Origin of the sequence: Streptococcus sp. 2020WUSS089 (assembly GCF_044427405.1) — a bacterium.
Classification (GTDB): Bacteria; Bacillota; Bacilli; order Lactobacillales; family Streptococcaceae; genus Streptococcus; species Streptococcus hashimotonensis.
Map to the genome: position 1 here is coordinate 11,456 of NZ_JAOTGD010000004.1, position 16,728 is coordinate 28,183.

Annotated in this window: 15 protein-coding genes; 13 read left to right on the forward strand and 2 right to left on the reverse strand. The window is 40.7% G+C overall.

The window, feature by feature from the left end; translation table 11 throughout:
- The first annotated feature begins 83 nt into the window (after positions 1-83).
- The 8 genes from nox (at position 84) to ODU46_RS05000 (ending at position 9,196) form a co-directional block, all read left to right on the forward strand.
- Positions 84-1,451, forward strand: coding sequence for a H2O-forming NADH oxidase (gene nox, locus ODU46_RS04965; protein ID WP_014638055.1), 1,368 nt, complete (start codon positions 84-86; stop codon positions 1,449-1,451).
- 128 nt (positions 1,452-1,579) lie between these two features.
- The gene (gene pcrA, locus ODU46_RS04970; protein WP_398579333.1) at positions 1,580-3,859 is read left to right on the forward strand and encodes a DNA helicase PcrA; all 2,280 of its coding nucleotides are present in this window, start codon (positions 1,580-1,582) and stop codon (positions 3,857-3,859) included.
- Positions 3,860-4,294: 435 nt separating this feature from the next.
- Entirely contained in the window at positions 4,295-5,041 is a 747-nt protein-coding gene (locus tag ODU46_RS04975) for a translation initiation factor 2 (RefSeq protein ID WP_253218434.1), read from the forward strand.
- Positions 5,042-5,538: 497 nt separating this feature from the next.
- Positions 5,539-6,222: a YjjG family noncanonical pyrimidine nucleotidase gene (locus ODU46_RS04980; protein ID WP_024384418.1), complete on the forward strand. Its 684-nt coding sequence runs from the start codon at positions 5,539-5,541 to the stop codon at positions 6,220-6,222.
- Positions 6,223-6,289: 67 nt separating this feature from the next.
- Positions 6,290-7,054, forward strand: coding sequence for a CPBP family intramembrane glutamic endopeptidase (locus ODU46_RS04985; RefSeq protein WP_398579334.1), 765 nt, complete (start codon positions 6,290-6,292; stop codon positions 7,052-7,054).
- A gap of 255 nt (positions 7,055-7,309) precedes the next feature.
- Positions 7,310-7,561, forward strand: a complete 252-nt coding sequence (locus ODU46_RS04990) for a phage holin (RefSeq protein ID WP_024384420.1) — start codon at positions 7,310-7,312, stop codon at positions 7,559-7,561.
- A 347-nt stretch (positions 7,562-7,908) separates the two neighbouring features.
- Positions 7,909-8,664 (forward strand): LD-carboxypeptidase LdcB/DacB, encoded by a 756-nt coding sequence (ldcB, locus tag ODU46_RS04995; protein WP_398579335.1) that lies wholly within the window; start codon positions 7,909-7,911, stop codon positions 8,662-8,664.
- An 88-nt stretch (positions 8,665-8,752) separates the two neighbouring features.
- Complete coding sequence (locus tag ODU46_RS05000) at positions 8,753-9,196, forward strand: VOC family protein (protein ID WP_002935466.1); 444 nt, start codon at positions 8,753-8,755, stop codon at positions 9,194-9,196.
- Positions 9,197-9,223: 27 nt separating this feature from the next.
- Here the strand turns inward: ODU46_RS05000 and ODU46_RS05005 are convergent, their stop codons facing one another.
- Positions 9,224-10,834 (reverse strand): hypothetical protein, encoded by a 1,611-nt coding sequence (locus ODU46_RS05005; RefSeq protein WP_024407051.1) that lies wholly within the window; start codon positions 10,832-10,834, stop codon positions 9,224-9,226.
- On the reverse strand, positions 10,831-11,574 hold the full coding sequence (locus tag ODU46_RS05010) for an ABC transporter ATP-binding protein (RefSeq protein ID WP_205032413.1): 744 nt from the start codon (positions 11,572-11,574) through the stop codon (positions 10,831-10,833). Before ODU46_RS05010 ends, ODU46_RS05005 begins: the two co-directional genes overlap by 4 nt.
- A 507-nt stretch (positions 11,575-12,081) precedes the next feature.
- Here ODU46_RS05010 and uvrC point away from each other — a divergent pair.
- The 5 genes from uvrC to ODU46_RS05035 all read left to right on the forward strand — a co-directional run bounded on the left by uvrC (position 12,082) and on the right by ODU46_RS05035 (position 16,617).
- Complete coding sequence (gene uvrC, locus ODU46_RS05015) at positions 12,082-13,851, forward strand: excinuclease ABC subunit UvrC (protein ID WP_398579336.1); 1,770 nt, start codon at positions 12,082-12,084, stop codon at positions 13,849-13,851.
- Between the two features lie 146 nt (positions 13,852-13,997).
- Complete coding sequence (locus ODU46_RS05020; protein WP_079268826.1) at positions 13,998-14,381, forward strand: hypothetical protein; 384 nt, start codon at positions 13,998-14,000, stop codon at positions 14,379-14,381.
- A gap of 171 nt (positions 14,382-14,552) precedes the next feature.
- Positions 14,553-14,681 (forward strand): DUF4044 domain-containing protein, encoded by a 129-nt coding sequence (locus ODU46_RS05025; RefSeq protein WP_002943675.1) that lies wholly within the window; start codon positions 14,553-14,555, stop codon positions 14,679-14,681.
- A gap of 204 nt (positions 14,682-14,885) precedes the next feature.
- Complete coding sequence (gene obgE, locus ODU46_RS05030; protein WP_032501615.1) at positions 14,886-16,199, forward strand: GTPase ObgE; 1,314 nt, start codon at positions 14,886-14,888, stop codon at positions 16,197-16,199.
- A 259-nt stretch (positions 16,200-16,458) separates the two neighbouring features.
- On the forward strand, positions 16,459-16,617 hold the full coding sequence (locus tag ODU46_RS05035) for a hypothetical protein (RefSeq protein WP_024400458.1): 159 nt from the start codon (positions 16,459-16,461) through the stop codon (positions 16,615-16,617).
- Positions 16,618-16,728: the final 111 nt, after the last annotated feature.

A 16,728-nucleotide genomic window follows, 5' to 3' on the forward strand; every position in this document is an offset into this window, starting at 1 on the left:
GCATATTTTTTGAAATCGGTAACATTCATATTGTATAATATAGTTCGTAAAAAAATATATTTTCGAAAGTGAGATTTTACATTATGGCTAAAATCGTTGTTGTCGGTGCTAACCATGCTGGTACTGCCGCAATCAAAACTATGTTGACAAATTATGGTCAAGAAAACGAAATCGTTGTATTTGACCAAAACTCAAATATTTCATTCTTGGGTTGTGGTATGGCTTTGTGGATCGGTGAGCAAATTGGCGGTCCTGAAGGACTTTTCTACTCAAACAAAGAAGAGTTGGAGAGCTTGGGCGCGACAGTATACATGGAGTCACCTGTTACAAACATTGACTATGATGCCAAAACAGTTACAGCGCTTGTAAATGGTCAAGAACATGTTGAATCATTTGAAAAACTTCTTTTCGCAACTGGTTCACAACCTATCTTGCCACCAATCAAAGGTGCTGAAATCAAAGAAGGTTCTCTTGAATTTGAAGCAACTCTTGAAAACTTGCAATTTGTTAAATTGTACCAAAACTCAGCAGATGTTATTGAAAAATTGAAAAACAAAGACATCAACCGTGTAGCAGTTGTTGGTGCTGGTTATATCGGTGTTGAGCTTGCAGAAGCATTCCAACGTAAAGGTAAAGAAGTTATCCTTATCGACGTTGTAGATACATGTTTGGCTGGTTACTATGACCGCGACTTGTCAGACCTTATGGCTAAAAACATGGAAGAGCATGGTATTCAACTTGCCTTTGGCGAAACTGTTAAAGAAGTTGCTGGTAATGGTAAAGTTGAGAAAATCATCACTGACAAGAACGAATACGATGTTGACATGGTTATCTTGGCTGTTGGTTTCCGTCCAAACACTGCATTTGCAGGTGAAGGAATCGAGCGCTTCCGTAATGGTGCCTTCCTTGTAAACAAACGCCAAGAAACTTCAATCCCAGGTGTTTACGCTATCGGTGACTGTGCAACTATCTACGACAACGCTACTGGTGACACAAGCTACATCGCTTTGGCTTCAAACGCAGTACGTACTGGTATCGTAGCAGCTCACAACATCTGTGGCACTGACCTTGAAGGTATCGGTGTACAAGGTTCTAACGGTATCTCTATCTATGGTCTTAACCTTGTATCAACTGGTTTGACACTTGAAAAAGCTACTCGTCTTGGTTTGAACGCTGCTGTTACTGAAGTAACAGACAACCAAAAACCAGAATTCATGGAGCACGGCAACTTCCCAGTTACAATCAAGATTGTTTACGATAAAGATTCACGTCGTATCCTTGGTGCGCAAATGGCTGCTCGTGAAGACATCTCATTGGGTATCCACCTCTTCTCTTTGGCAATCCAAGAAGGCGTAACAATCGAAAAATTGGCCTTGACAGACTTGTTCTTCTTGCCACACTTCAACAAACCTTACAACTACATCACAGTAGCTGCCTTGGGTGCTGAATAATTAATTGAATACAAAAGCTCAGAGATAACTCTGGGCTTTTTTGCTTGCCACCTATCATATTGCAACTGCTTATCGAGTGATTTTTTGGTATAATGGAGAGAATGATTTTTTAGAGAAAGTATGAGACAATGAACCCATTATTAAACGGAATGAATGACAGACAGGCAGAAGCGGTACAGACGACGGAAGGTCCGCTATTGATTATGGCAGGGGCTGGTTCGGGTAAGACGCGAGTCCTGACCCACCGAATCGCTTATTTGATTGATGAAAAAATGGTCAATCCTTGGAATATCTTAGCCATTACCTTTACCAATAAAGCGGCGCGTGAGATGAAGGAGCGGGCCTACGCCCTCAATCCTGCTACGCAAGACTGTTTGATTGCTACCTTCCACTCCATGTGTGTGCGGATTTTGCGTCGAGATGCTGACCATATCGGCTACAACCGTAACTTCACCATTGTGGACCCAGGTGAGCAACGCAGTCTCATGAAACGGATTTTGAAAAATCTCAATCTAGATCCGAAAAAATGGAGTGAACGTTCTATCCTGGGAACTATTTCCAATGCCAAAAACGACTTGATTGATGACAAGGCATTTGAAGCCCAGGCAGGCGATTTATACACGCAGATTGTTGCTAAATGCTACACGGCTTATCAAAAGGAACTCAGACAGTCAGAGGCCGTTGACTTTGATGATTTGATCATGTTGACGCTCCGCCTTTTTGACCAAAATCCAGAGGTCCTGACCTATTACCAGCAGAAATTCCAGTATATCCATGTCGATGAATATCAGGATACCAACCATGCCCAGTACCAATTGGTCAAGCTCCTGGCATCACGTTTCAAGAATATCTGCGTGGTCGGAGATGCGGACCAGTCTATCTATGGTTGGCGTGGTGCGGATATGCAAAATATCCTGGACTTTGAAAAGGACTATCCAGAAAGCAAGGTTGTGCTTCTGGAGGAAAACTATCGTTCGACCAAGAATGTCTTGCAGGCTGCTAATGAGGTTATCGAAAACAACCGCAATCGCCGTCCCAAAAAACTCTGGACACAGAATGCCCAAGGGGATTTGATTACCTACTATCGTGCCAGAGATGAGAATGACGAGGCGATTTTTGTCGCAGGGCAGATTGACCAGTTGCACCGAGAAGGCAAGGCTTATAAGGATTTTGCAGTTCTCTATCGGACCAATGCCCAGTCCCGTACCATTGAAGAAGCCCTGCTCAAATCTAATATCCCTTATACCATGGTTGGAGGCACCAAGTTCTACAGCCGTAAGGAAATCCGTGATGTGATTTCTTATTTGAATATCATTGCAAATCCATCGGACAATATCTCCTATGAACGCATTGTCAATGAGCCAAAACGTGGCGTTGGACCTGGTACGGTTGACAAACTCCGTGATTTTGCGACCAGTCACAGCATGTCCCTGCTAGAAGCTTCTCAGGATATTATGTTGTCGCCGATTAAAGGGAAGGCAGCACAGGCAGTCTTTGACCTAGCCAATCTCCTCTATAATCTTCGTAATCAATTAGACAACTTGACGGTTACCCAAGTAGTTGAGGCAGTATTGAACCAAACAGGCTACATCGATGCCCTTGCCGCACAAAATACGCTGGAAGCCAATGCTCGCATAGAAAACATTCAGGAATTCCTTTCTGTTACCAAAAACTTTGATGAAAAGGATGCTGAGGAAGAAGAGACAGGTCTGGATCGGTTGACACGCTTCCTGCTTGATTTGGCACTGATTGCTGATACAGATGATGGCGATACAGAATCTTCAGAAGTGACCCTCATGACTCTCCATGCGGCCAAGGGTCTGGAATTTCCAGTCGTATTCCTGATTGGTATGGAGGAAAATGTCTTCCCACTCAGTCGTGCAGCAGAAGAAGAGGACGAATTGGAAGAAGAACGTCGTTTGGCTTACGTAGGTATCACCCGTGCTGAGCAGACCCTCTACCTGACCAATGCCAATTCTCGACTCCTTTTCGGTCGCACCAACTACAACCAACCAAGCCGCTTTATCCGAGAAATTTCCAGTGACCTGCTTGACTACCAGGGGCTCGCTCGTCCAGCCAATACTAGCTTTAAGGCTTCTTATGTCAATGGCAGAGCGACACAGTTTGGACAAGGGATGAGCTTGCAACAAGCCATGCAAAGTCGAAAAGCATCCGTACAACCATCTGTCAAGCTCGGAGGCAGTATGCCCTTCGCATCAAATAACAAATCGTCAAGCTCAGGCACCAACTGGTCAGTTGGTGACATCGCAGTCCACAAGAAATGGGGACGAGGGACAGTCCTTGAAGTTTCAGGCACAGGCAGCAACCAAGAACTCAAAATCAATTTCCCAGAAATGGGCCTCAAAAAAGTCTTGGCAAGCTTAGCACCGATTAGTAAGGAAGAGTAGGGATGAGTCAAAAGTAAAGCGGAAACATCGCATTTTACAAGACTTGCGACGTCTTCATAATATTATTTTTAGAACGACATATGACACCTCAAAATGGGTCTTGACCTGACTGTTTTGAGATGATTTTTTGTATACTGCTTAAAGCATCGAAACAATCTTGCATGCTTTGATGACATCTAGATGAGCAAATTTTGCATCGGACGTTTTTAGAGTGTGTCTTACCATCTATATGCTAAATGACAAATATAGAAAAAAAACGGATAGCTCCAAGAGAAAATACTACTTGTATTGTTATACTGATAGTAGTTAAAAGTCTTTTATTTGCTAGAGACTCTCATCTTAGTAAGGAAGGGATAGCCTAGAAATGGGACGATTAGCTTGCCAATATTTTTGTAGCTAGCGCAAAAATAGATCAAATAAAAGAAGGAGACTCTTATGAGCAAACGTAAAATTATATCAAGTTTATTTTTAAGTGCTACCGTATTGGGAGGATTGCTGTTTACACAGACACCAACCGTAAAAGCAATTGCGTCAGACGGAAATGTGCAAATAACAAATAACACCCCTCAAAATTCACCTATCTTTTCTCTAGGGGATCCTATTCAAGAAACTAACTATAACGAATCGGTCAAAAAGTCAGTATCCATTGATGCAACGATTGGAGACTCTGAAAATGAAGTAAAATGGACGGTAAACTTTGATTCTACCCTTTGGAACCTTCGATATGATAAGGGGGGATACTATTTTATTATCCCTGATGGTATGCAATTGAAAAAACTTGTTAATAAGAAAACAGGAGAAAACTTGTTGGACAAATTCTCAACCGATGTTAATGATGATAAGAATGGTTCAGACAGCAAGTACCGTCACTTTAAGAAGGGTAAAGAAACACATTGGGAACGAAACTTTGATAGCCAATGGGGTTGGTCAGCAGGACGTGTAGGCAGTTGGCAAGTAAACCAATGGAAAGATGAAAATGCGTTTTCAGATATTTATTATATAGATAATCCTAGCAGTGATGGTCTGACAACCTATGAATTGGTTACAGAAGTAACAAATCTACAAAATACCAACTCTTCCTTCCCTCTGGTAGCAGTCATGAAGAACTATTACGCTAAAACTTGGTATCTTGGTGAACCAGCTTCGTTGGCAGGACGCGAGGTAACTATTGAACCTCGTTAAACGAATTAAAAAGATTCGCAAGGAAATGTTTTTTATAGGATTTTGGCACCAGTATTCCTTCAAAATTGAGAAGGTTCGAGAGTTTTAAGTCAACCAGTGGCAATCGTGTGTAGTTAAGGCTACTACGATTGCCTTTTTCTGCGAGTCCTCGTCTTTTTGCTTGAATAAACTAGTGCTTGTATAATATGATGAGGAAATGGGTGTATCCAGGGCTGCTGATACTCAATAAAAATCAAAAGTAGCCTAGGAAACGAAGCCGATGACAGAACTCTGTTGTTTTCTTATTTCAAGGCAACAGGCTAAAAAGCCCCACAGGAGTTTTTCACTCATCGAGGCAAGTTGACAATGGATAATTTTGATATTTAAAGAGTATGAAATCTGAAAAACAATATGATAGAACCTAGGACACAGAGCTATTTTTTTAGAAACTGTGGTATACTTTAGACATACTGCCTGACATCGCTTCAGTAATTTCTGCTTAGAAAGGATTTATCATCTTGCAATACAAACACTTACTCTTTGATCTTGACCATACTCTTCTTGATTTTAGCCGTGGAGAAGAAGTAGCCTTAACCCAGTTTTTGACAGCTATGGAGGTTGAAGATATTCAAGCTTTTAAAGAAGTCTATCGACCGCTCAACCAGGCCATGTGGAAGGATTTGGAAAAAGGGAATATTACAAAGAAAGAGCTGATCAATACCCGCTTTTCACGGACCTTTGCCCACTTTGGTCGGCAAGTTGATGGAAGGGAGATGGCCTTGCGCTACCAAGAATTTATTGGGCGGCAGGGACAAATTTTTGTAGGTGCAGATAAGCTTTTGCAGGAATTGACACACCGAGGCTACCAGATTTATGCGGCGACCAACGGCGTGACCTATATACAGGAAAATCGCTTGCTTCACTCACCGATTCAATCGTATTTCAAAGAAGTATTTATTTCTGAGCAGATGGGGACGCAAAAGCCTGCGGCTGATTTTTATGAAAAAATAGCAGAGCAGATTTCAGGTTTTCAGTTTGACCAAGCCTTAATGATTGGAGACAGTTTGACAGCAGATATTCAAGGCGGAAATAATGCTGGTATGGATACTGTTTGGTACAATCCGACTCATATGATAAACAAGAGTAAGGCAGTTCCAACCTATACAATTAGTAGTTATCAAGAATTATTGGACTTACTATAAAATGTTTTAAAATTCTATAAGATTTTTCGTATATTTGTACTAAAAAACACACTATAAGGAGGAAAACGTGAAAAGATTACTGAGACGCATTCGTCCAACCAAGCCCCTAAAAGAACTCACTTGGATAGATTTGATTATTATCACAACGATTTTATGTGGTAATGCTATTTATACCTCAACCATGCAATGGATAGCATCATTTTCCGCAACAGAAACCGTTGAAACAGGGATTCTATCGTTTAGTCCAGCCGATAATTGGTGGGCTCTAGCCAATCAAGGAAAGTTATTCCTGTTTGCCCTAGTTTATTTATTGATTCGGAATTATGATTTCAAGCAGCTAAAAGTAAAATTAGAGTGGAGAGTTTTACTCTGGGGACCACTCATTTTCATCGGTGCTGGTCTGATTAGTGATTTGGCATTTACAGCCTTTTCATATATTCCAGGTCTGTCAGGTGGGTATAATTTCCTCGGATACTTGCCTTACTATGACTGGAATATTATGACAGTGCTCAACCGTTTCCTATCTGTTGACTACAGCACAGTTATCTATTCCTTGTTTAATGGCTTCTATGAAGAGTTCTTTTTCTTAGGCTTATTGTTGAGTACAGATAAGAAAAAGCGTTCGCTGGTCTTACTCTTTTCAACAATTGTCCGTATATCTTTCCATACCTATCAAGGAATGGTATCTGCTCTTGTTATTGGTGTAGCCTTTGGTCTTTTCTATTACTACATGTATACAAGGAAAAATGATAATTTATTGCCATATTTCTTAGGACATGCTCTTGCGGATATGGTTGGTACCAGTTTCTTCTCGTTGTTTATTGCAGGGTAAATAATGCAGAGAATGGACATCAAGCTAATCGGAGAACATTTCTTTCTCCCTACAGCTGACAAACGGATGATGATATGTAGTTTCTATCAACTCAGTATCATCACCCGTTTTATTGTGCGGATATTTAGTCATTTGAATTAGTTTTGCTACATGGTCTCTTTCGATTGCTTTATCATATTTTTATCCCATATTTTTTTGAATTAACGGTTTATTTATGTTAAAATGTATTTTTATACATCAAAAAGGAGTATAGATATGAAACAAATAAAGAATCGTTTAAAAAAACATATGTTTTGGATTGGACTCATTTCGTTGGTATTGATGCTCGTTGATAATGTCCTATTTTGTTATTTTAATATTGAATGTAGTCGTACCTTAAACCAAATCGAGCAGACGATTTGTATCATCCTTAGTATTCTTGTATTTTTAGGAGTGCTAAATAATAAACCAGATGTGAAGGTAGAAGACATCCTAAAAAACGGAATGTCATCTAAAAATCAACAATAATGTTTGTTTAGAAACTACTGATGAGATATCTAGTTGTACTTACAGTTCAGTATCTCTAGCTAAGACGGATTTTTCAAAATATAGTCAGTATTTCCTAAAAAACTATTTGTATATAAATCACTTTACTTGTGATACGACTATTTAACATCATATATGTCCACCAGTCGAAAGGCTGGTGTTTCTATTTATGACACGTATGTTATCATGAATGCCACTATTTGAAGGAAAAGAATCGTGAGAAATTCAATGAACACTAAAAATATCAATAGTAGTTAAAATCATAAGCCGTCATTAGACGGAGTTTTATGATTGTGCTACAATAGACATAATTATAAAAGAACGGGGTGATGATAATGAAACGTACTATTCTATTGTGCTTGCCGACAATACTGTTACTAGTAGCATGTCATCAAAATACAAATCAGGCCAATACTACAAAAAATTCGTCAACAACTGTTTCGACTACTTCAAGTCAGTCTACTTCAACAACTTCGGAGCAGTCAACAAGCAGCTCTACATCGGCGGAAACGAATCAAGAAGTAACAAGTACAGAGACTCAGGTAAATTTTAACGGTTCCTATTATAGTGTACAAGGAAAATATGGCGAAGTGATTATCGCCAATAAAAAACATCCGCTTGCAGCTGATTATGCACCGGGCGAAAATCCTGAAGCCTTAGCAGCTTTTCAACGTTTAATAGCAGATATGCAGGCGCTAGGGTTTGGTATCTCCAATAACTACAGTGGATTTCGTTCCTATGAAACTCAGGCAAGTCTCTACCAATCCTATGTAAATCAGGAAGGACAAGCAGCGGCAGATACGTATTCTGCAAGAGCTGGATATAGTGAACATCAGACAGGATTAGCCTTTGATTTATTGGATACAAGTGGTAATTTATTAGAAGAACCCAATGCTTCTCAGTGGTTGGCTACGAATGCACATCTATATGGCTTTATTGTCCGCTATCTTCCAGGAAAAGAATCTAGCACAGGCTATATGGCAGAATCCTGGCATGTGCGATATATTGGTCAAGAAGCGACAGATATTTACAATTCAGGCTTGACCTTGGAAGAATATTTTGGTGTACCAGGTGGAGACTACTAATTTTACATTTAGTCAGAAATAAGTCGAAAAATTTGTCCGTATAACTAACTCGTGATATAATAAACCATCATGATTTTGGAGGTCCATCATGCTTAAAGCAATGGAAGTATACTTGGTTACTAATGGTAATGGTTTGGAAGCTATCGAGTTTTATAAGAATGCTCTTGGGGCAACAGTGGAGCAAGTAAATCTATTTAAAGATTTCTTACCAGACTGCCCTGCTGAACTAGAAAATTACGTGATGAATGCACAGTTTCGTTTGAATGGTCAACGGTTTATGTTGTCAGACAACAACCCAGAAATGCCTTATACAGTAGGTGACAATATTACAGTTGCGCTTATCACAGATGATGCTGAGACAGCGCAGGAACTATATAGCAAGTTATCCGTAGATGCAACTGCTATCAATATGGAACTTCAAGCAGTTCCTTGGTCTCCTGCTTATGGCAATGTAACAGACAAGTTTGGTATCTCTTGGCAAATCAATGCTGAAGTAGAAGGCTACGGTCAGGAATATTACGCAGAAAACTAAAATAGATTGGACAATGCCTTGTCCAATCTATTTTAGTTTTTGCCAATAAGCTTTGTAGATATATAGTTGAAGAGCAGCTGATAGGATGAGCAGTAAGGTCATCAAGGCTGAGCTTACATAAGCAGCACCAATAGTGCCAGCTAATATGATGCTGACAACTAGAATGATGGCTCCGAGAAACATTGTTCCTATGATCGATCCAGCAATCAACCATTGACCCGCTCCGCGACCGAATAACTGGTTACTATTTTGCCAGTTGAGCATGAGGAGTCGTTGGTCACGCCAGTAATAAATCTGACCAGTTAGCAGGGCTGAGATAATGATGCCGACTGTAAAGAAGAATGCTAGAATGAATTTGACTTTCATGAAACCTAGAGCCAAAGCAAAGTAAAGTAGAGTCGGTAGTGCAAATTGCACGGCAGCCAATACCCAGAATTTTTGGATGATAAATTTTTTGAAACTTATAGGAAGCGTTCGAATGAAATGATAATTTTCCTTCTCCAATGACATGGCCACTCCGATGAAGGTTGTAGAACCAGCAAATAGACTGCCAAGCAAGAATCCAGCTAATAGAGCAATACCAAAGAAATCCCATTCAACTGAACTCAGACCACCATTCTCTGTGAAACGGCTAAAACTTGGAAAAAGCGCCACTCCCATAATGATTGGTTGTATCATGGTTTGGACCATGAGGTTGCTATCTTTAAGAGTAGATAGGTGGTGTTTCACTAAAGCCTGATTGAGATTGCTAGGAATCTTGGCAGATTTAGCATTATTGGTCCGTTTTGTCGAAGCATTTTCAATTGCCAAAACTTGATTAAAGTAGTTGGGAATGACAGTTTTAAACGCAAACACAATAAGTCCAATCATCAAAATGAGAGGAAGTCCAAAATGAAGGAGTGTTTCTAGTGAGATAGTATGGCTGACCAAGTAATGGAATCCAGCAAATATAGGTATGATTGGAAAATCCACAAAGCCACCAGATTCGAGTGAAACGGTCTGCTGAGATTGCAGGAACATGAGTGCAGCAAAAGCCAGCAAGGAAGAACCTGTCATCAGGATTGTAGAAATCAATGTTTTACGAGGGCTTTTTGTCAGAACTTCCCCGACAAAGTGCATGATAATCAGATTGACTAAATTAACTAAAATCCAGAGAATCAAAAAGGAAGGAATGGAAGCTAAGGCGAGGAGCGGACCGCCAATTTGCCAGTAAGTGATTAGAAGTAAAGACAGACACGGCATGAGGAAGGGTAAGACCATCCCTTGTGCAGAGAGGATTTTAGCGAGGAAGACTTCTTGTGGCTTCAGGGGAAGTGCTAAATACAACTTTGTATCCTTACTATCGTAGAAAACGGAGAAGAAACCTGTAAAACCATAGACAATGGCAATAATGGTAAAGAGCGCTAGTTGCAGAGAAAAGAAACCGATGGACTGACTATAATCTACTCCCATGAAAAAGACAGAATAGAGAAGTCCGAAACTCAAAACCATAAATACTTGTTGCAAGAGGACACTTTTATAGGCTGAAAAGGAGGCGTCTTTGCGCTTGCTTTGTTTCTTCTTGACGGAAGCTAGAAGTTGAGGATTGGAATAAAGAATATTAATCTTTACTAGTTCCCAAATGATGGATTTACTCATTCTTCCTCACCTGCCTTCACTTGTTGGCGTCCAGCTAATTCCAAATAGATGGTCTCCAAATCTTTATCTGGATACTGTGATTTGAGTTCATCTAGACTTCCTACGAAAATGAGTTGCCCTTTTCGGAGAATAGCAATGCGGTCACAGAGTTGTTCAGCTACTGAAAGGACGTGTGTAGAAAATAGAACGGTGTGACCAGACTGAGCATGTTCTTTCATCATTTGTTTTAGGTCGAAAGAGGCCTGAGGATCCAGTCCAGTTAGGGGTTCATCCAAAATCCAAATATCAGGGTTAGGGATCAATGCACCAATAATAATGGTTTTCTGACGCATACCGTGTGAAAAACTATCAATAGGCTCATGCTGGCGCGCGGTCATATCAAATAGACTAGATAGTTTAGCGATACGGTCATCAACTGCATCCTTTTCTACACCATAGACCTTGCCCATAAAGTGCCAGTATTCAAAAGCTGTTAAGTGTAGGAAGATGTCTGGCGAATCTGGAACGTAGGCTATCCGTTTCTTGACTTCATCACGGTTCTTCTCTAGGTTTAAACCATCAACAGAGATAGTTCCGTAACTGGCTTCGATTATCGAAGTCAATAGACTGATTGTCGTTGTTTTTCCTGCCCCATTGTGACCGATTAAACCGAAAATCTCGCCGCTTTCAATTGTCAAATTTAGATCATCAAGTGCGATTGTTTCGCCGTATGTTTTTGTGATATGGTCAAATTGTATCATAGTAACCTCCTTGTTATTCGTGAACTAAAAGTAGGAGCTTGCTAGGTATTCCGAGCCGTATTCCAATGTTCTCCGAATAATATATACAATTAATTACATTTATTATACTGCTGAATTAGTACAAAAGCAATAGTTTCTATCAATATTTTTGTAGTATAGATGCGGATATATTCCAAGAAGTCGAGTATCGTCATTTAGTTTTTCTTTTATTACTTCGACGTACGAGGAAACTTCGTTTCCCTATTTCCAACTTCAAACACTCCACTGGATTGTTTGAACTCGCCTTGCCTGAAAACAAAAAAAAGCGAAGTACCTCAGCTGGTCAATGCCTAGAAATTAGAAAGCATTAAGTTATGCCTGCGGCTTTTGAAGCGAACTTGGTTCGCGCTATTTCCAGCCTTCAAAGGTTCCCCAAACCTTTGAAGCGAGTACTAAAAGTAAACTAAAAGACTATATACAATGGAGTGGAATAAGCTCGATTATCAGAAAATTTGCTATAATAGACCTATGAACGATTTGATCAAGCATAAGTTGGAGTTGCTGCCGGACAGTCCGGGTTGCTACCTCCATAAAAACAAGTACGGAAAGATTATCTATGTGGGCAAGGCCAAAAACCTGCGCAATCGGGTACGGTCTTATTTTCGTGGTGCCCATGATACCAAGACAGAGGCATTAGTATCTGAAATTGCCGACTTTGAATTTATCGTGACGGATTCCAATATCGAGGCCCTCTTACTGGAAATCAATCTGATTCAGGAAAACAAGCCTCGCTATAACATTATGCTCAAGGATGACAAGTCCTATCCCTTTATCAAGATTACCAAGGAACGTCATCCACGGTTGATGATTACACGGCAGATTAAGAAGGATGGCGGCCAGTATTTTGGTCCCTATCCAGATGTGGGGGCGGCCAACCAGACCCTCAAGCTATTGGAGCGTCTGTATCCTTTCCGCAAATGTAAATTGCCTGAGAACAAGTATTGTCTTTATTATCATTTGGGGCAATGTCTGGCCCATGGAGAAAACCTGCCCAGCCTGTCTGACTATGACAAGATGAGTAAGGAAGTGGCCCAGTTCTTGACAGGTCATGATGATAAGATTGTCAAGGAAGTGCAGGAAAAGATGAAGGTAGCTGCTGGCAATTTGGAATTTGAAAAGGCTGCGGAATACCGAGATGTCCTGCAATCCATTTCCACCCTGCGGACCAAACAACGTGTGATGGCTCATGACTTGCAAAATCGAGATGTCTTTGGCTACTATGTGGACAAGGGCTGGATGTGTGTACAGGTTTTCTTTGTTCGGCAGGGGAAACTGATTGAGCGGAATGTCAATCTTTTTCCATACTATAATGATGCGGACGAAGACTTTTTGACCTACATCGGTCAGTTTTACAGGGACCAGCAACATTTGATTCCCTCAGAGGTCTTGATACCGCAGGATATTGACCAAGAAGCCGTAGAAGCTCTGGTAGATACCAAGGTCATCAAGCCCCAGCGTGGCGAGAAGAAGCAGCTCATCAGTCTAGCGACCAAGAATGCGCGTGTTAGTCTGGAGCAGAAGTTTAATCTGTTGGAGAAAAATCTGGAGAAGACCTACGGTGCGGTGGAGAATATCGGTCAGCTTTTGGGGATTCCGACGCCTGTGCGGATTGAGGCTTTCGATAACTCCAACATCATGGGGACCAGTCCTGTGTCGGCTATGGTGGTCTTTGAAAATGGGGTGCCTAATAAAAAGGAATACCGCAAGTATAAGATTAAGACGGTGGAGGGGTCAGACGATTATGCTTCCATGCGGGAAGTTTTGCAGCGGCGGTATAGTCGGGTGCTTCGTGACGGTTTGACACCGCCTGATTTGATTATCATTGACGGTGGTCAGGGCCAGGTCAATGTTGCCAAGCAGGTCATCGAGCAGGAGTTGGGTATGTCCATTCCCATTGCAGGTTTGCAGAAGAATGACAAGCACCAGACACACGAGTTGCTTTTTGGTAATCCGCTGGAAGTAGTTGAGTTGCCCCGTAATTCTCAGGAATTTTTCCTCCTGCATCGGATTCAAGATGAAGTGCACCGCTTTGCCATTGAGTTTCACCGTCAGGTTCGGTCAAAAAATTCCTTCTCATCCAAATTGGACGGCATAGAAGGCTTGGGACCAAAACGCAAACAGGCTTTGATGAAGCATTTCAAGTCTATTGGCAATATCCAGTCAGCAAGCTTGCAGGAAATCGCAGAAGCTGGCGTGCCGTATAAGGTGGCGGAGTTGGTCAAGGAAAAGTTGAAGTAAAACTAAACGGTGTAATAATATCCAAAAATCTAATAAAAATACATCGGAATACTTTACAATCTCGGTATTATATATCATAATATACATATCAAGTGCTTGACAAACTTCAATTTATTGCTAATAAAATATAGAGTTAGGTAAAGGTTATGCAAAGATATATCACTCATGCAGTTGGATTGTTGTTCATATTGTGTATGTTACTGCCGTTTGCATATACTACGGACAGTGAAAATTATTCTGTTTTCCTTGTGTCAGGTTGGCGGTATTTCAGCCAAAACTTGTTTTCCTTGTCCTCTATTCTAATATTTTTAGCTTTCTTTTTCATTAATTATCAAGGTCATAAAAATATTCAACTGATTATTTTTGTCATGACTTTTATGCTTACATTGTATTTTTATTGCTTACCCATTCTGGCTCTAGGAGAAGAATTCTGGAGTCGTATAATCGAATTGCCTATTGCTTATTACATTTGTGGTTTACTTATGCTTGTTGGAGTTGGATTAAAAGTAAAACGTTTGGTATCTGTTTAATTGCCTAATATTTCTGAAAAGCACGAGGACTGTCTTTCTAGTCAAAAGCTGGAAAGCAGTCCTTTTTAGATAATCTGGTAAATCTTGTCTTCTGGCAGGTAGAGATGAGATTTGAAAGCTCTACTAATTTATGGTAAAATGAATTATCAATGACTGATTAAGGAGAAGGCAATGGCGTTCGGCGAAGAAAAACACAAGAAAACAACATTTGAAAAAGTAACTTTAGTAATTGTTGTCGTGATGGTTGTCGTGACATTAGCTGGCTTGATTTTACCAGCCATTAATGCATTGATGAATTAAGAATCTGTATTCACTGTTCAGCACTTCTATACTAAGGCTAGTTTTTAAGCACTCATCGTTAGTTTTTTTAGAAAATACAGTCAGTATTTTGGAAAAACTACCTTGATTGGCTAAAAACGATTTCTTATATATAAGCACTTCGCTTGTGAATACAGGTCTAAAACGCTTTTAAGCGTTTTTTTCTAGGAAAGAATAGGGTAAATTATGAGTATGTTTTTAGATACTGCCAAGATTAAGGTCAAGGCAGGGAAAGGTGGCGACGGGATGGTCGCCTTCCGCCGTGAAAAGTATGTACCTAATGGCGGTCCTTGGGGCGGTGATGGTGGCCGTGGCGGAGACGTTGTTTTTGTTGTAGATGAAGGCTTGCGTACTCTCATGGACTTCCGTTATAACCGTCGTTTTAAAGCTGACGATGGTGAAAAAGGGATGACCAAGGGCATGCATGGTCGTGGTGCGGAAGACCTGATTGTTCGAGTACCACAGGGGACAACTGTTCGTGATGCGGATACTGGCAAGGTCATCACCGACTTGGTTGAAAATGGTCAAGAGTTTGTCATTGCCCACGGTGGTCGTGGTGGTCGTGGAAATATTCGTTTTGCGACACCTAAGAATCCAGCGCCCGAGATTTCAGAAAATGGAGAACCAGGTGAGGAGCGCAATCTTGAATTAGAATTGAAAGTGTTGGCTGATGTAGGTCTTGTAGGTTTCCCATCAGTTGGTAAGTCAACGCTTCTCAGTGTTATTACAGCAGCTAAGCCTAAAATTGGTGCCTACCATTTTACAACCATTGTGCCAAATTTGGGAATGGTTCGGACCAAATCTGGCGAGTCATTTGCTGTGGCAGACTTACCAGGTTTGATTGAGGGTGCTAGTCAAGGTGTTGGATTGGGAACGCAATTCCTTCGTCACATCGAGCGGACACGTGTTATCTTGCATGTTTTGGACATGTCAGCAAGTGAAGGCCGTGATCCTTATGAAGATTACGTAGCCATCAACAATGAATTGGAAACCTACAATCTTCGCCTCATGGAACGTCCTCAGATTATCGTTGCCAATAAAATGGATATGCCAGAAGCGGCAGAAAATCTGGAAGAGTTCAAGAAGAAATTGGCAGCCAACTACGACGAATTTGATGAACTGCCACAGATTTTCCCAATCTCAGGGATTGCTCACCAAGGTTTGGAAAATCTTTTGGAAGCCACAGCTGAGTTGCTCGAGAAAACGCCTGAATTCTTGCTTTACGACGAATCAGATTTCCAAGAAGAAGAGGCTTACTATGGCTTTAACCCAGATGAGCCAGAATTTGACATCAGTCGTGCAGACGATGCAAGCTGGGTTCTATCTGGTGATAAACTAGAAAAACTCTTCACCATGACTAACTTTGATCGTGACGAATCTGTCATGAAATTTGCTCGCCAGTTGCGTGGCATGGGTGTCGATGAAGCCCTCCGTGCCCGCGGAGCCAAAGACGGCGACACAGTTCGCATCGGCAAGTTCGAATTTGAGTTTGTGGATTAACGTAGCAGTTTGACTGCAAGTTAACTTGCTAGTCAAACTACGCCAAGTCCTAGGGGACCTTGGCTAGCTACCTTACTAACTTCACCCAAATGGTAGTATCGACCATTTGGGCTCCGTGTCGTAACGTTGGAACTACCTCTAAGTCCTAAAGGACTTGATGTAGTGCGGTAGCCGCTATGGCGGACTACCTACCAACCTTACTAATTTCATTCAGTTAATGATCGTTTGTAAACAATCTATAAAATAGTTGGAGGTTTATATGGGTGATAAACCAATATCCTTCAAGGATAAGGATGGAAATTTTGTCTCAGCAGCCGATGTATGGAATGCTGAGAAATTAGAAGAACTTTTTAATACACTTAATCCTAATCGGAAATTTCGTTTAGAAAGGGAACGATTGGCAAAGGAAAAAGAATAAATCCCAAATCTGCTTGTTGGCGTAAAAACAGGCAGATTTTTTATATCTACTTTTAAATGCGATATTTATCAATATAATATTATGTCTAAAAATGCATTTACATGTATAAAT

Excerpts from the sequence above, each read along its gene's own strand:
- nox (WP_014638055.1), top strand. The coding sequence starts at position 84 with ATGGCTAAAATCGTTGTTGTCGGTGCTAACCATGCTGGTACTGCCGCA.
- obgE (WP_032501615.1), top strand. The coding sequence starts at position 14,886 with ATGAGTATGTTTTTAGATACTGCCAAGATTAAGGTCAAGGCAGGGAAA.
- pcrA (WP_398579333.1), top strand. The coding sequence starts at position 1,580 with ATGAACCCATTATTAAACGGAATGAATGACAGACAGGCAGAAGCGGTA.
- ldcB (WP_398579335.1), top strand. The coding sequence starts at position 7,909 with ATGATAATGAAACGTACTATTCTATTGTGCTTGCCGACAATACTGTTA.
- ODU46_RS04990 (WP_024384420.1), top strand. The coding sequence starts at position 7,310 with ATGAAACAAATAAAGAATCGTTTAAAAAAACATATGTTTTGGATTGGA.
- uvrC (WP_398579336.1), top strand. The coding sequence starts at position 12,082 with ATGAACGATTTGATCAAGCATAAGTTGGAGTTGCTGCCGGACAGTCCG.
- ODU46_RS04975 (WP_253218434.1), top strand. The coding sequence starts at position 4,295 with ATGAGCAAACGTAAAATTATATCAAGTTTATTTTTAAGTGCTACCGTA.
- ODU46_RS05025 (WP_002943675.1), top strand. The coding sequence starts at position 14,553 with ATGGCGTTCGGCGAAGAAAAACACAAGAAAACAACATTTGAAAAAGTA.
- ODU46_RS05035 (WP_024400458.1), top strand. The coding sequence starts at position 16,459 with ATGGGTGATAAACCAATATCCTTCAAGGATAAGGATGGAAATTTTGTC.
- ODU46_RS05000 (WP_002935466.1), top strand. The coding sequence starts at position 8,753 with ATGCTTAAAGCAATGGAAGTATACTTGGTTACTAATGGTAATGGTTTG.
- ODU46_RS05010 (WP_205032413.1), bottom strand. The coding sequence starts at position 11,574 with ATGATACAATTTGACCATATCACAAAAACATACGGCGAAACAATCGCA.
- ODU46_RS05020 (WP_079268826.1), top strand. The coding sequence starts at position 13,998 with ATGCAAAGATATATCACTCATGCAGTTGGATTGTTGTTCATATTGTGT.
- ODU46_RS05005 (WP_024407051.1), bottom strand. The coding sequence starts at position 10,834 with ATGAGTAAATCCATCATTTGGGAACTAGTAAAGATTAATATTCTTTAT.